Raw genomic sequence first — 14,053 nt, 5'->3', positions numbered from 1 at the left:
CCCGGATGAGAGGCTACTAAGGGGCTTCGGCCTCGAAGGGCGAGGGCAACGCAACCCTCAGATCCCCGCGCCTTCGCTGACCGTCGTCTTGTCCGGCACGTGCAGGCCGCATTCGCGCTTGGTGTCGTCCTCCCACCACCAGCGGCCGGCCCGCTCCGGCTCGCCGGGCTGGATCGCCCGGGTGCAGGGGGCGCAGCCGATGGAGAGGAAGCCCTTGGCATGCAGCGCGTTGACCGGCACGCCGTGATCGTCGTTGAAATGGGCGATCTTCTCGCGCGAATGGTCGAGCAGCGGGTTGGCCTTGATCAGCTTCTTCTGCGTCTCGTAGCTGGCGAATGCCATACCGAGCCGGTTCTGCGACTGGTCGCCGCGAAGCCCCGTCACCCAGGCGGCAGCGCCGTCCAGAGCCCGGCCGAGCGGCTCGATCTTCCGAACGCCGCAGCAGTTCAGCCGGAACTCCTTGGCATAGTAGAAGCCGTCGATGCCCTGTTCCTCGATGAGGTTCTCCAGCGCTTCGGCCTGGGGATATTTGGCGTGGATGCGCTTGCCATATTTCTCCTCGGTCTCCCGCCAGACGTCGTAGGTCTCGGGGAAGAGGCGGCCGGTATCGAGGGTGACGACCTCGATCTTGATGGCGTTGGAGAAGATCAGATGGGTGAGCATCTGGTCTTCGAGGCCGAGGCTCGTCGTGAAGACGATGCGGCCTTTCACCTTGTCGCGCAGGCTCTTCAGCCGGTCGAGCGGGGAGAGCGCGGAAAATTCGGCGTTCAGCGTCTCGGCGAGAAGGTTCGGATCCTGGATCATGGTCATGCCCCTTTCCGTGCGGCGAGGCGCTTTTGAAGGATGCTCGGGCCGCGCCCGTAACCGGTCTGGTAGTGCTCGCTCATCGTGGCCCTGGCGGCGAGCCACTGCTGTACCGGCTGGCGGTTCGCCATGGTTTCCGGCAACTCCACCTCGGTGAAGCCGCAGGCGAGCGCATCGGCGAATTCGTCGGCGATCAGCGGCCCGGAGGCGCGCAGCGTCCCGGCAAAGCCTTCCCGGACGATCTTCTTCGCCAGCGAAAAGCCGCGGCCGTCGGCAAAGGCCGGGAACTCGACCGCCACGAGCGTCGCTCCCCCGAGATGCGGCCTCACGTCCTCGATCGGCGTCGAGCCGGGAACGGAGATACCGAATTCCGCGCCGGGTCGGGCCTTGGCGAAATCGGCCGCGATCGTCAGGGGGACGAGCGCCGGGCCGTCGATCTCCAGTGCCGCATCGAGCGTGTCGGCACGGGTGAAGCGATCCTTTACGGCGCCTTCTTCACGGATCAGCGTCATGATTATTCCGCCGCCTCGCTGTTGACGGCCCGGCTCTCGACGAAAGCGGTGAAGCCCGCCTTGAACGGCTCCGCGCCGGTGCGCCGCACCGTCTCGATGAAGCTTTCCTCGCCGGTCTTCTCGGCGAGATAGGTCTCGACGATCGCCTCGATCGCGGCCGGCACGTCCTCGGCGTCGATGCCGGGGCCGAGACGTTCTCCGAGGGCCGCATGTTCGGTGGCGTCGCCGCCGACGGTGATCTGGTAGTTCTCGCGACCGCCCTTTTCGAGGCCGAGAATGCCGATCGCGCCGACATGGTGGTGCCCGCAGGCGTTGATGCAGCCGGAGATCTTGATGGGCAACTCGCCGATCGTCTTCTGGCGCTCCCGATCGGCGAAGGTCTTGGCGATCGCCTGGGCGATCGGGATCGATTTCGCCGTCGCCAGCGCGCAATAGTCGAGACCCGGGCACGCGATGATGTCGGTGATCAGCCCGGCATTGGCTGATGCGAGTCCCGCCGCCTTCAGCGCCGCATGGACGGCCGGAAGATCATCCTTCTTCACATGCGGCAGGACGAGGTTCTGGGCATGGGTGACGCGGAACTCGTCGAAGGAATAGCGCTCCGCGACGTCGGCGAAAGCGCGCATCTGATCGGCGCTCATGTCGCCCGGCACCGCGCCGATCTCCTTCAGCGAGATGGTGAGCGCGATGTAGCCCGGCTGCTTGTGCTCGAAGGCGTTCTGCTCGACGAAGCGGTCGAGTTCGGGGTCGATCGCCCGCGCCTGATCCAGCACCTGGGAGGCTTCCGGCAGGGTGTCGTAGGCCGGCGGCGCGAAATAGGCGGCGATCCGCTCGACTTCCTCGTCCGGCGCGTTGATCGTCGGGCCGTCGAGCTTGGCGTATTCCTCCTCGACCCGGGCGCGGAACTCCTCCTCGCCGGTCTCGTGGACGAGAATCTTGACTCTGGCCTTGAACTTGTTGTCGCGCCGGCCTTCGGAATTGTAGACCCGCATCACCGCTTCGAGATAGGCGAGCAGCTCGTCCTTCGGCAGGAACTCGCGCACGAGCTTGCCGATCATCGGGGTGCGGCCGAGACCGCCGCCGACGATGACCTCGTAGCCCACCGCGCCCTGTTCGTTGCGCTTCAGCTTGAGGCCGATGTCGTGGACCTTGATCGCCGCGCGGTCGTGCTCGGCTCCGGTGACGGCAATCTTGAACTTGCGCGGCAGCCAGACGAACTCGGGATGAAGACTCGACCACTGACGGATCAGCTCCGCCGTCGGCCGCGGATCCTCGACCTCGTCCCTGGCGACGCCGGCGAACTGGTCGCTCGTCACGTTGCGGATGCAGTTGCCGCTCGTCTGGATGCAGTGCATCTCGACGTCGGCGAGGAGGCCGAGAATGTCCGGGACATCCTTCAGCTTCGGCCAGTTGAACTGCAGGTTCTGGCGCGTGGTGAAGTGGCCGTAGCCCTTGTCGTAGGTCTCGGCGATGTGGGCGAGCTGGCGAAGCTGTGCCGAATTCAGCGTGCCGTAGGGCACGGCGATGCGCAGCATGTAGGCGTGAAGCTGAAGATAGAGCCCGTTCTTCAGGCGCAGCGGCTTGAATTCGTCCTCGGACAGGGAGCCGTCGAGGCGGCGCTCCACCTGGCCGCGGAACTGGGCGACGCGTTCGCGCACGAAGCGTTCGTCGAATTCGTCGTAGCGGTACATTCGAGCGTCCTTTGTCGTCATCGCGGCGGCCGGTTCGCCGACCGGGCGGTGAGTGTCGTATCAGTCGAGTGGCGCGAACTCGGCCTGCTTTCCCATGTCGGGATGGATCGAGGGGCCCTTCTGGCGCATGGCGTCGCGAAAGTGCCGGGCGACGGGCAGGCCATCGTCGGTGAGATCGACCGGCACGAGATAGGGCTCGATGACGGTGTTCGCCGCGGCGGCCGCCTTGCCCTCGGCCTCCATCACGGCGGCCGTCTCGGCGTCGTGGGCGATCTTGGCGGCGGTCGGATCCAGCGTCCAGCCGCCGTCGGAGAGGAAAACCGTGTCCCCTTCGAGGAGATGGCTCGCCATCAGGATTGCCGGCAGCCTGTCGCCGCGCACCTTCGATCCCGCCCGGTGGTCCTTCGCCATCTCTCGTCTCCGTCTCGTGTCGGTTCCGCTGGCGCGGTGCCGCAATGGTTGCCCGACATGCCGCCCGTGCAAGGATGCCCGGACGGCGCTCATCGCCACGGCGGTCGAAGGCCCTGCCAGTCTGGTGACGTTCTAGATAGGCCGGAACGGCTTCGCGATCACCGTCGGGGATTGCCTTGTCGCATCGCTGAGGGAAACAAATTTCCCGACGAACTGACTTGCGGGGAAGATTCGTGCGGGCGTCGGCAGCTTGGCCGCGCATACCCGGCGCGATGCTGGCGAGAGCAGGACGGAGATGCGCGTCAGGCACCGAGATGCGCTGCGGCCGGTTGCCGTCTCTCTGGCCGGCCCCTCGGTCGCGCCGGAAGCGGTCGCGACGACGTCGAGGGATGGGCGCGATACCGTTCGGCGGTCGCGGAAAGGCTCGTCTTCGAACGCTCGTCGGACGTCGCCGCCCGGATGCGACTTCAGCAGGGCAGGGCAGGGCACGGCCTGCCGGGGCGGAGCGCCGTCAGCTGCGACCGCGCTTCATCGTCTTCTTGGGCTCGCGCTTGGCCGGGGCGGCAGCCGCAGTTTCTTCCGCCGCCTGGGCCATCCGCAGGGCCTTCAGCCGCGCGGACTTTTCGCGCGTCGCGTCCGATTCCTTCTGGATGAGGGTCATGGCCGACCCCTTCTCATGGCGGTCCGCCGGCGTGCCGAACACCCGCTCGGCCCGTGCAAGGACTTTCTCGTTCATGATTGTCTCGCTTTCTCGTGAGCCGGCCGCAGCGACGAAGATAGGGCGTCAGGCAGCTTTCGAACAGCCGCGGCGCCTTGGCTCTTCAGGCTCTCGACGCGCCGCAGGAGCGGCGCGCGCCGGCCGGCAGGCAATAAAAAAGGCCGGGCGAACCCGACCTTCCTTCGTCACTCGTGAGCGCTGCCAGTACATCCGTGGTCAGCGCCGAGGAGTGAATGGCTTAGACCGCCTGCAGATTGTCGGCCGAGGAACGGCCGGTGCGGCGGTCGGTGACCACCTCGAACTGCAGCTTCTGGCCCTCGACGATGGTGCCGAGGCCGGCCCGCTCGACGGCGGTGGCGTGGACGAAAACGTCCTGCGAGCCGCCTTCCGGAGCGATGAAGCCGAAGCCCTTTTGGGTGTTGAAGAACTTGACGGTTCCGACGGGCATGACGATCTCCTTCGTATCGACATAGGGATGTGGAGTGGACCGAGCGCCCATTCCTTGGCTTTTCGATTTTGAAGAGAAGATCAGTCGGTGCGCCTCTGTCCGAAAGGGGTGCCCTGAGGCACCTGATGCCGAAGCGGCTGGCGCGGAACCGAAATTATACAAGCAAGATCGATGGCTTGAATATGGACGGCGATTGTGTCCGGCGCAAGGCGGGGCGGCGCGTTTATTTTTAAACGTCGGCCGGGGCGCGGCTTGGCGAGCTCTCGCGGCCATCCGGCAAGGTCCCTGCCAAGAGAACATCCGCCGGTCGATTTGCCCTCGAGGCGGGAGCCGGTCACTATGATGCCGGGCATCGGGCGCGACGCGTCGAACCCCACGGCCTCGCATGGGAGTGCGACAGGCCGGTCGTCGCCGGAATGCCCGGAAACGTTTTCTCGGGAGGAAGACAGCATGACATTTCTGAAGACGGTTCTCTTGGCGAGCGCGGCCACGGCGATGGCGGGCGCGGCGAGCGCGCAGGACGGGGGCGGCATCAGCAACGACGCCGTCAAGATCGGCATGATCCTCGACATGTCCGGCGCCTATTCCTCGCTGGACGGGCAGGGTTCGGTCACCGCCGTCCAGATGGCGATCGACGAGATGGGCGGAAAGATCGACGGCAAGCCCATCGAGCTGTTGTCGGCCGACCACCAGAACAAGTCCGACATCGGCACCAGCATCGCCCGGCAATGGGCCGACCAGGACCATGTCGACCTGATCCTCGGCGGAGCGAATTCCGGCGTCGGCATCGCGCTGCAGGGCATCACGGCCGAGAAGAACGTCGCCTACATCAACAACGGCGGCGCCTCCAACGCGCTGACCAACGAGAACTGCGCGCCCGAGACCGGGCTGCACTGGACCTACGACACCGACGCCCTCGCCAACGGGACCGCGGTGGCGATGGTGAAGGAGGGCAACAAGTCCTGGTACTTCATCACCGCCGACTACACCTTCGGCCACAATCTGGAAAAGACCGCGGCCAACGCCGTCAAAGCCAATGGCGGGGAGGTCGTCGGCCAGGTCGCCGCGCCGTTCCCGACGCCGGACTTCTCGTCCTTCCTCTTGCAGGCGCAGGGCTCGGGCGCCCAGGTGATCGGCCTTGCCAATGCCGGGACGGACACCCAGAACTCGGTCAAGCAGGCGCAGGAATTCGGCATCGTCCAGAGCGGCCAGAAGCTCGCCTCGCTGCTCCTCTTCATCACCGACGTCGACGCCCTCGGCCTCGACGCCGCCCAGGGTCTGACGCTGACGACGGGCTTCTACTGGGACTTCGACGACAAGGCGCGGGAATGGAGCGCCAAATTCGAGGAGAAGACCGGCTCGAAACCCTCGATGGTGCAGGCCGGCATGTATTCCTCGGCGCTGCAATATCTCAAGGCGGTGGAAGCGGCCGGAACCGACGATGCGAAAAAGGTCATCGCGCAACTGAAGACGATGCCCATCGAAGACGCCTTCGCCCGCAACGGCAAGGTCCGCGCCGACGGGCTGATGGTCCACGACATGTATCTCGCCCAGGTGAAGACGCCGGACGAGAGCAAGGAGAAGTGGGACTACTACAAGATCATCCGCACCATCCCGGGCGATCAGGCGTTTCAGTCGATCGAGAACGGTAGCTGCGAGGCGGCGAAGAAGATGTGATGGATGCACCTTCGGTCCGCGGGCTTTTCGCCAGCGGACCATGACGGCGTCGATGTTCCGGGCCGTCTTGATCTGCCATGGCAGTTTTCAGATCGCCTCGCCCCTCAGCAACCGCGGTGACGGGCCCTTGGTCAGCCCCGCCGCCTGGCCGATGAAGAAGTCCTTCAGCGCCGGGGCGCGGTCGACCAGCGACAGGCCGAAGGAGCGGGCCATGCGCAGAACGCCGATGTCGTTGGAGAACAGGCGGTTGAGCACGTCGGTGGTGACGCCCATCTGCAGCGTGTCGAAGCGGCGCCAACGCTGGTAGCCCTCGAGCACGTCGAGGGCGCCGATGTCGAGGCCGCGGCGTTCGGCGTCGACGACGGTTTCGGCGAGTGCCGCGGCGTCCTTGAAGCCGAGATTGAGGCCCTGGCCGGCGATCGGGTGGATGCCGTGGGCGGCATCGCCGGCGAGCGCGATGCGCGGCCGCACGAAGTCCCGCGCCAGCGTCAGGCCGAGCGGAAAGGCCTTCTTCGGCCCTTCGACGGTGAGGGCGCCGAGCTTGTGGCCGAAACGCTGTTCGAGCTCGAGTTCGAAGACCATGTCGTCGGAGGCGACGAGCCGCTCGGCCTCGCGGGTCGGCTCGGTCCAGACCAGCGAGGAGCGATTGCCCTTCAAGGGCAGGATGGCGAAGGGGCCGGAGGGCAGGAAATGCTCCTCGGCCCGGCCTTCGTGCGGGCGCTCGTGGGCGACGGTCGCGACGATGCCGGACTGGCCGTAGTCCCAATGCAGGGTGCGGATGCCAGCCATGTCGCGGATCGCCGACTTGACGCCGTCGCAGGCGACGAGCAGCCGGGCGCCCAGCGTCTCGCCGTCCGACAGCCGGACCTCGACATGGCCGATCGCGTCGGAAAGGCCCCGGACCGCCACGCCCTGGCGAATGGCGATGCCGAGTTCGCCGGCGCGCCGGCGGAGCGCCCCGTTGAGGGCGACGTTCGGCATCATGTGGGCGAAGGGTTCGCCCGGCCGCGCTTCGCCGCCGAAGGTGAGGAAGACCGGCCGGACGGCGTCCCCGGTTTTGGAATCGGTGACGATCATCTCGGTGATCGGCTGGGCCTCGTCTTCGATCTCAGGCCAGATCCGCAACTGGCCGAGCATGCGGACGGCGGCAGCGGCGATTGCCGAGGCGCGGCCGTCTCTCTCCCAGACGCCCTCTGGCGCGGCGTCGACGATGGTGACGGAAAGATGCGGCGCCGCCTGCTTGATCGCGACGGCCGTGGTCAGGCCGACATAGCCGGCGCCGGCGACGAGGACGTCGACCATCTCGGCGGGGGTCGGAAGGGAGGTGTCGCTCATCGTCTCAAACTCCGGCAGAGGTCTTTGCGCTCCGGCCAGCCAGGCTGTACGGAAAACGGCGCAACGTGCGGAGTATCTATGGATGAGCGACCCGGTTGAACAGCTTCTGGCCGTTCTCGACCTCGAAAAACTCGAGGAGGATCTGTTTCGCGGCACCAGCCCGGATTACGGATGGCAGCGGGTGTTCGGCGGCCAGGTCATCGCCCAGGCCCTGTCCGCGGCGATCCGCACGGTACCGAGCGAGCGGGTCTGCCATTCGCTGCACGCCTATTTCATGCGGCCCGGCGATCCCAAGGTGCCGATCGTCTACACCGTCGACCGGATCCGCGACGGCGGCTCCTTCACCACGCGCCGGGTGGTCGCGATGCAGCACGGCGCGGCGATCTTCTCGCTGTCGGCCTCGTTCCAGAGAGACGAGGCGGGCTTCGAACACCAGATCACCATGCCGGACATCCCGAGGCCCGACGAACTGCCCCATGGCGAGGCCTTGGAAGAAATCCTGAAGAACGCGCCCGGCGCCGTGCAGCGCTACTGGAAGCGGCCGCGGGCGATCGAGTTCCGCCCCGTGGTGCTCGACCACTACATTTCCGGCAAGAAGCTCGATCCCTACCAGCACATCTGGGTTCGCTGCCGCGGCGAAATCGGCGACGACCCGGTGACGAACGCCGTCGTCCTCGCCTATCTCTCCGACATGACGCTGCTCGACACGGCGCTCTTCGCCCATGGCCTGTCGGTCTTCGACGAGCGGGTGCAGGCGGCGAGCCTCGACCATGCCATGTGGTTCCATCGCCCGGCGCGGGTCTGCGACTGGATGCTCTACACCCAGGATTCGCCGTCCTCCTCCGGCGGCCGGGGCCTCACCCGCGGCTCGCTCTACGCCCTCGACGGCACGCTGATCGCCTCGGTCGCGCAGGAAGGTCTGATCCGGCCGCGGCGGCAGGAATAACGGCGAGGGAGGCGGAAATAGGTCTCGCCCGTCGAGCAAGTGAGGCTGCGACTTGCGGAAAATCGCCAAGGGCGCCAAATCCATCGCATCGATACAATGGTTCATCGCCATGCAGGTCACGACCCTCACCGAGCGAAAGGCGAACGAAGCGGCGCGCCGCCGGCGTGCGGCCGATGCCGTCGTCGAAGCTCTCGCGGCCTTCGCGAGAGCCGGAGAGGGAACGTTCACGGTCTTCGGCTCCTATGTCAGGAAGACCATGCGCTTCGACAGCGATCTCGACATTCTCGTGGAATTTCCGGTCGAGCGGACCGCAAAGGCCTGGAATTTCGTCGAGGAAACCTGCGCCTTCCATCGCATTCCGGCCGACATTCACGACGCCCGCACGATGACGGCCCCCTTCCTCGAACGGGTTCGGGCGGAGGGTCTGGTCGTTCCATGACCGATACGCGCTGGATCGAGGTCGACGACGACATCTCGGCGGCCTGCGGCCATTACGGCAAGGCGGCCGCGCTCTTCGACCGGGGCGGCTTCGAGGAAGAGACGCTGGATGGATATCGGGCCAAGATGGCGCTGATGCATTCGATGCAGTCGGCTCACACGTCCCTGGAAGCGGCCTTCAAACGCATTCTTGAAATCCTCGGTGAGGAGGCGCCGGGTGGCGAACAGTCGCACCGCGATCTCGTCAAACGAGTCGCACGCCCGGTGACCATCCCGGGTCGGGTCCGTCCGGCGATCCTGCCGGCCGACGTCGCCAGGGATGTCGACGAGTCGCGCCGGTTCAGACACAGAGCAACCCACGACTACGACAATTTCGAACCTGCCCTGGCCGGTCCCTCGATCGAAGCGGCCCGCCGCCTTGCCACGACGCTTCCGGCTGCAATCGCCAGTTTTCGGGATGTCGTCGATCCGCCGGCACCGGGCGATCCGCAACAGGACTGACATCGCGGCGAGCCTCTCTGCGGTCCAGCCGTCGAGGCGCAATCGGGACGGCCGGGATCGCGAGACGAGTCCGTCGCGCCGTCGTTGCTCCGTCACATGATGATGGGGATTGGCCGGATACTGCCGGTGGGGTCCGGAGGGCAAGATCCAGTCTTTTCTTGCACACGGCTCGCATCGCAGTGCACATTGCTTGACCGTATGGTCAAATTTCCAAAGGTGCCTTCATGCCGGATGCGGCGCGGCTCACGACACATGTCCTCGATACGATGCATGGCCGGCCCGCCGCCGGCATCCGGATCGAGCTCGCGCGCATGGCCGATGGCGGGATGCAGCCGCTGAAGGCGGTGACCACCAACGCCGACGGGCGGGTCGATACGCCGCTGCTGGCGGGTGACGAGATGCAGGCCGGAGACTATGCGCTGACCTTCTTCGTCGCCGACTATTTCCGCAGCCTCGGAGTCGATCTGCCGGAGCCGGCGTTTCTCGACGTCGTGCCGATCCGCTTCGGCATTTCCGAGAGGGCGCATTATCACGTGCCGCTGCTCGTTTCCCCTTACGCCTATTCGACCTACAGGGGCAGCTGATGACGCAGGCGACGACACCGGCGGCGACCCCGGCGAGCCGACCGATCCGCTTCGTTCTCAACGGCGAGACGCGGGAGGTGTCCGGCGTGTCGCCGACCACGACCCTCCTCGACTACCTGCGGCAGACGGAGCGCCTGACCGGCACCAAGGAAGGCTGCGCCGAGGGCGATTGCGGCGCCTGCACCGTGCTTCTGGCCGAGCCGGACGGCGAGGCGGGCCTGTCGCGCCGCTCCGTCAATGCCTGCATCCAGTTTCTCCCGGCCATGAACGGCCGCTCGGTCGAGACCATCGAGCATCTCGGCCGCGACGGGCCGACGCCGCTGCAGGTGGCGATGGTCGAAAACCACGCCAGCCAGTGCGGCTTCTGCACGCCGGGTTTCGTCATGCAGCTCCATTCCGCCTGGCTGACCGGCGCGCTCACCGATCGCCAGTCGGTCAAGGACGTGATCTCCGGAAACCTCTGCCGCTGCACCGGCTACGGCCCGATCGTCGAAGCGGGGCTGGAGCTCGCCGGCGAGCCCGTGCCGGACACGGGGGCGGCCGATGCCGCGCTGTCCATGCGCCTTGCCGAAATAGAAGGCGAGGGGGTCTTCGCCTATGAGTTCGGCGGGCATCGCTGGTTCGCGCCGACCGACGTCGACGATCTCGCCGACACCTATGCCGCCCATCCCGAGGCGATCCTCGTCGCCGGCGCCACCGACGTCGGGCTGTGGGTCACGAAGCAGTATCGCGACCTGCCGCTCCTGATCGACGTCTCGAAGGTCCGCGACCTGATGATGATCGAGGAGCGGCAGGACAAGATCTATATCGGCGCATCCGTCACCCACCGCGCGGCGCGGGACGTGCTCGGCTCCGTCCATCCGGACCTCTCCGAAATGCTGCGCCGCTTTGCCGGCTACCAGATCCGCAATGCCGGGACGGTCGGCGGCAACATCGCCAACGGCTCGCCGATCGGCGACCTGCCGCCCTGCCTGATCGCGCTCGGCGCGCGACTGTTCCTGCGGAAGGGCGACGACCTGCGCCTCCTGCCGCTGGAGGGTTTCTTCATCGACTACGGCAAGCAGGACCGGGCCAAGGGCGAGTTCGTCGCCGCTCTGGAGGTGCCGCGCCTCGCCGAGAACCAGCGTTTCTTCGCCCACAAGATCTCGAAACGCTTCGACAGCGACATCTCGGCGGTGATGGCGGCCTTTTGCCTGACCTTCGACGGCGACCTCGTCAGCGAGGCGCGGCTCGCCTTCGGCGGCATGGCCGGCACGCCGAAGCGGGCGAAGGCGGCGGAGGCGGCGCTCCTCGGCCGGCCCTTCGACGCGGCGGCGGTGGCGGAGGCCATGGCCGCGATGGCGCAGGATTTTTCGCCGCTCACCGACATGCGGGCGACGAGCGGCTACCGGCTGAGGACGGCGCAGAACCTGTTGAAGCGGTTCCAGCTCGAACAGGCCGGTGCGGTTTCCGGGCGCATCGCCGTCATCGGTCCGGATGCGCTCGATCTCGAGACGATCGGCGGGGCGGCGTGATGGACGAGACCCGCATCCAGGACCGTTCCGGCGCCGGCGAGCCGGGCATGGCAGCCCTGAACGAGCGCCCGCCGACCCATGAGGCGCGGATCAGGGGCGGCGTTGCGACGCCCACCGCCCACGACAGCGGCCTGAAGCACGTGACGGGCGCGGCCCGTTATGCCGACGACGAGCCGGAACTGCCGGGCACGCTGCAGGTGTTCATCGCCATGTCGCCCCGGGCCCATGCGCGCATCACCCGGCTCGACGTTTCGGCCGTGCGCGCCGCGCCCGGCGTCGTCGCCGTGCTGACGGCCGAAGACATTCCCGGCCAGAACGACTATTCGCCGGTCTTCGGCGACGATCCGATCTTCCCCCCGATGGCGGGAGACGGCGCGGTCGTCCAATATGTCGGCCAGCCGCTCTTTGCCGTCGCGGCCGAGACCGAGGCGCAGGCACGGGCGGCGGCGAAGCTTGCCGAGGCCGAATACGAGGATCTGCCGGCGGCGATCTCGATCGACCAGGCCATCGCGCAATCCGACGCAGCCGGCGCAGATCTTTTGCCGGCTTACGAGATGCGGCGGGGGGATCCTGCGTCGGCACTGGATGCGGCGCCGATGCGGGCGAAGGGCCGGATCGAGATCGGCGGACAGGACCATTTCTACCTCGAAGGCCAGATCGCCACGGCGGTGCCGATGGAGGACGGCGACGTTTTCGTGCGCTCCTCCACCCAGCATCCGTCCGAGGTCCAGCACAACGTCGCCAAGATGCTCGGCGTGCCGGACCATGCGGTGACGGTCGAGCTCAGGCGCATGGGCGGCGGCTTCGGCGGCAAGGAGAGCCAGCCGGCGCTGTTCGCCGCCGTCGCCGCGCTCGTGGCGGTCAAGACCGGGCGGCCGGCGAAATGCCGGCTCGACCGCGACGACGACATGGAGATGACCGGCAAGCGCCACGAGCTGCGGATCGACTACGACCTCGGTTTTGCCGAAGACGGCACGATCCTCGCTGCCGACATGGAACAGGTCGTGCGTTGCGGCTATTCGCGGGACCTTTCCGCCGCCATTGCCGATCGGGCGATGTTTCACGCCGACAACGCCTACGATCTCAAGGCCGCGCGCATCCATTCGCGCCGGCTGAAGACCCACACGGTTTCCAACACCGCGTTTCGTGGTTTCGGCGGCCCGCAGGGCATGGTCGGCATCGAGCGGGCGATGGACGAGATCGCGTTTCTCACCGGGCTCGACCCCCTCGACGTCCGGAAGCGCAACTTCTATCCGGCGGTCGGCGACGAGCCGGCGGTGACGCCCTACCACATGCCCGTCACCGACTGCGTCGTCGCCGAGATCGTCGAGGAGCTGGAAGCCTCTTCCGACTACCGGCGTCGCCGGGAGGCCGTGAAAGCGTTCAATGCCAGGAACCCGGTCTTGAAAAAGGGCCTCGCCCTGACGCCGGTGAAGTTCGGCATTTCCTTCACCACCACCCATCTCAACCAGGCCGGCGCCCTCGTCCATGTCTACAAGGACGGTTCGGTGCATCTCAATCACGGCGGCACCGAGATGGGGCAGGGGCTCTTCGTCAAGGTGGCGCAGGTCGTCGCCGAGGAATTCCAGCTCGACCTCGACAAGGTGAAGATCACCGCGACGACCACCGCCAAGGTGCCCAACACCTCGGCGACGGCGGCCTCCTCCGGCTCCGACCTCAACGGCATGGCGGCGCTCAATGCCGCCCGCACGATCAAGGACCGGCTGATCGCCTTCGCCGCGGAGCGCTATCACGTGCCGCGCGACCAGGTGGTGTTCCTGCCGAACCGGGTGCTGATCGGCAACGTCGAGAAGCGCTTTTCGGATCTCGTCGGCGAGGCCTATCTGGCGCGGATCTCGCTGTCTTCGACGGGCTTCTACGCGACGCCCGAGATCGACTACGACCGGGAGGCCGCCAGCGGCCGGCCGTTCTACTATTTCGCCTATGGCGCCGCCTGTTCCGAAGTGGTGATCGACACGCTGACGGGGGAATACAGGCTCCTGCGCGCCGACATCCTCCACGACGTCGGCAAGTCGCTCAATCCGGCGATCGACATGGGCCAGATCGAGGGCGGCTTCATCCAGGGCATGGGCTGGCTGACGAGCGAGGAACTCTGGTGGAACGACAAGGGCCGGCTGATGACCCACGCGCCCTCCACCTACAAGATTCCGACCGCCAACGACCGGCCGGACGATCTCAGGATCGCCATCTGGGAGAAGGGCGAGAACCGCTCCGAGACCGTCTATCGCTCCAAGGCCGTCGGCGAGCCGCCCTTCATGCTGGCGATCTCGGTCTTCTCGGCGCTGACCGACGCGGTGATTGCTGCGGGCGACGGAAAGACGTTTCCCCGGCTCGACGCGCCGGCGACGCCGGAACGGGTGCTGTGGGCGGTGGAAGCGGTTCGGGGTGGGCTTTGAGGAGGTTCTTTTAGCCCATCACGAACGACGGCCGATCTATGACGTCGGTTGTATCGG

The 14,053-nt window shown here is 66.8% G+C and carries 14 protein-coding genes; 7 read left to right on the top strand and 7 right to left on the bottom strand.

Annotated elements, in window-relative coordinates; translation table 11 throughout:
* Positions 1–57 precede the first annotated feature (57 nt).
* From LZD57_RS14280 to LZD57_RS14255, 6 genes are all read right to left on the bottom strand, one after another.
* Entirely contained in the window at positions 58–810 is a 753-nt protein-coding gene (locus tag LZD57_RS14280) for a phosphoadenylyl-sulfate reductase (protein ID WP_233720151.1), read from the bottom strand.
* Complete coding sequence (locus LZD57_RS14275) at positions 807–1,316, bottom strand: DUF934 domain-containing protein (RefSeq protein WP_233720150.1); 510 nt, start codon at positions 1,314–1,316, stop codon at positions 807–809. Before LZD57_RS14275 ends, LZD57_RS14280 begins: the two co-directional genes overlap by 4 nt.
* Before the next feature lie 2 nt (positions 1,317–1,318).
* Entirely contained in the window at positions 1,319–3,007 is a 1,689-nt protein-coding gene (locus LZD57_RS14270; protein WP_233720149.1) for a nitrite/sulfite reductase, read from the bottom strand.
* Between the two features lie 60 nt (positions 3,008–3,067).
* Positions 3,068–3,418: a DUF2849 domain-containing protein gene (locus LZD57_RS14265; protein WP_233720148.1), complete on the bottom strand. Its 351-nt coding sequence runs from the start codon at positions 3,416–3,418 to the stop codon at positions 3,068–3,070.
* Between the two features lie 511 nt (positions 3,419–3,929).
* On the bottom strand, positions 3,930–4,154 hold the full coding sequence (locus tag LZD57_RS14260) for a hypothetical protein (RefSeq protein ID WP_233720147.1): 225 nt from the start codon (positions 4,152–4,154) through the stop codon (positions 3,930–3,932).
* A gap of 220 nt (positions 4,155–4,374) precedes the next feature.
* Positions 4,375–4,584, bottom strand: coding sequence for a cold-shock protein (locus LZD57_RS14255; RefSeq protein ID WP_134762967.1), 210 nt, complete (start codon positions 4,582–4,584; stop codon positions 4,375–4,377).
* 450 nt (positions 4,585–5,034) lie between these two features.
* On the opposite strand from LZD57_RS14255, the gene LZD57_RS14250 reads away from it, so the two are divergent.
* On the top strand, positions 5,035–6,261 hold the full coding sequence (locus tag LZD57_RS14250) for an ABC transporter substrate-binding protein (RefSeq protein WP_233720146.1): 1,227 nt from the start codon (positions 5,035–5,037) through the stop codon (positions 6,259–6,261).
* 87 nt (positions 6,262–6,348) lie between these two features.
* Here LZD57_RS14250 and LZD57_RS14245 read toward each other — a convergent pair whose 3' ends face one another.
* Entirely contained in the window at positions 6,349–7,563 is a 1,215-nt protein-coding gene (locus LZD57_RS14245) for a ubiquinone biosynthesis hydroxylase (RefSeq protein ID WP_233720182.1), read from the bottom strand.
* A gap of 115 nt (positions 7,564–7,678) precedes the next feature.
* On the opposite strand from LZD57_RS14245, the gene tesB reads away from it, so the two are divergent.
* The 6 genes from tesB (at position 7,679) to xdhB (ending at position 13,996) form a co-directional block, all read left to right on the top strand.
* Positions 7,679–8,542, top strand: coding sequence for an acyl-CoA thioesterase II (gene tesB / locus LZD57_RS14240; RefSeq protein WP_233720145.1), 864 nt, complete (start codon positions 7,679–7,681; stop codon positions 8,540–8,542).
* 109 nt (positions 8,543–8,651) lie between these two features.
* Positions 8,652–8,981 (top strand): nucleotidyltransferase family protein, encoded by a 330-nt coding sequence (locus tag LZD57_RS14235; RefSeq protein WP_233720144.1) that lies wholly within the window; start codon positions 8,652–8,654, stop codon positions 8,979–8,981.
* Positions 8,978–9,481 carry a ribonuclease toxin HepT-like protein gene (locus tag LZD57_RS14230; RefSeq protein WP_233720143.1) on the top strand — a complete coding sequence of 168 codons (504 nt, stop codon included), beginning with the start codon at positions 8,978–8,980 and terminating at the stop codon, positions 9,479–9,481. Before LZD57_RS14235 ends, LZD57_RS14230 begins: the two co-directional genes overlap by 4 nt.
* A gap of 224 nt (positions 9,482–9,705) precedes the next feature.
* On the top strand, positions 9,706–10,065 hold the full coding sequence (gene uraH, locus LZD57_RS14225; protein WP_233720142.1) for a hydroxyisourate hydrolase: 360 nt from the start codon (positions 9,706–9,708) through the stop codon (positions 10,063–10,065).
* Complete coding sequence (gene xdhA / locus LZD57_RS14220) at positions 10,065–11,579, top strand: xanthine dehydrogenase small subunit (RefSeq protein WP_233720141.1); 1,515 nt, start codon at positions 10,065–10,067, stop codon at positions 11,577–11,579. The genes uraH and xdhA overlap by 1 nt, the downstream gene beginning before the upstream one ends.
* Positions 11,579–13,996 carry a xanthine dehydrogenase molybdopterin binding subunit gene (xdhB, locus tag LZD57_RS14215; RefSeq protein WP_233720140.1) on the top strand — a complete coding sequence of 806 codons (2,418 nt, stop codon included), beginning with the start codon at positions 11,579–11,581 and terminating at the stop codon, positions 13,994–13,996. Before xdhA ends, xdhB begins: the two co-directional genes overlap by 1 nt.
* The last annotated feature ends 57 nt before the right edge of the window (positions 13,997–14,053 follow it).

Source organism: Jiella avicenniae, from assembly GCF_021390325.1.
GTDB classification, from domain to species: Bacteria; Pseudomonadota; Alphaproteobacteria; order Rhizobiales; family Rhizobiaceae; genus Jiella; species Jiella avicenniae.
This window is presented reverse-complemented; position numbering and strand designations above follow the sequence as displayed.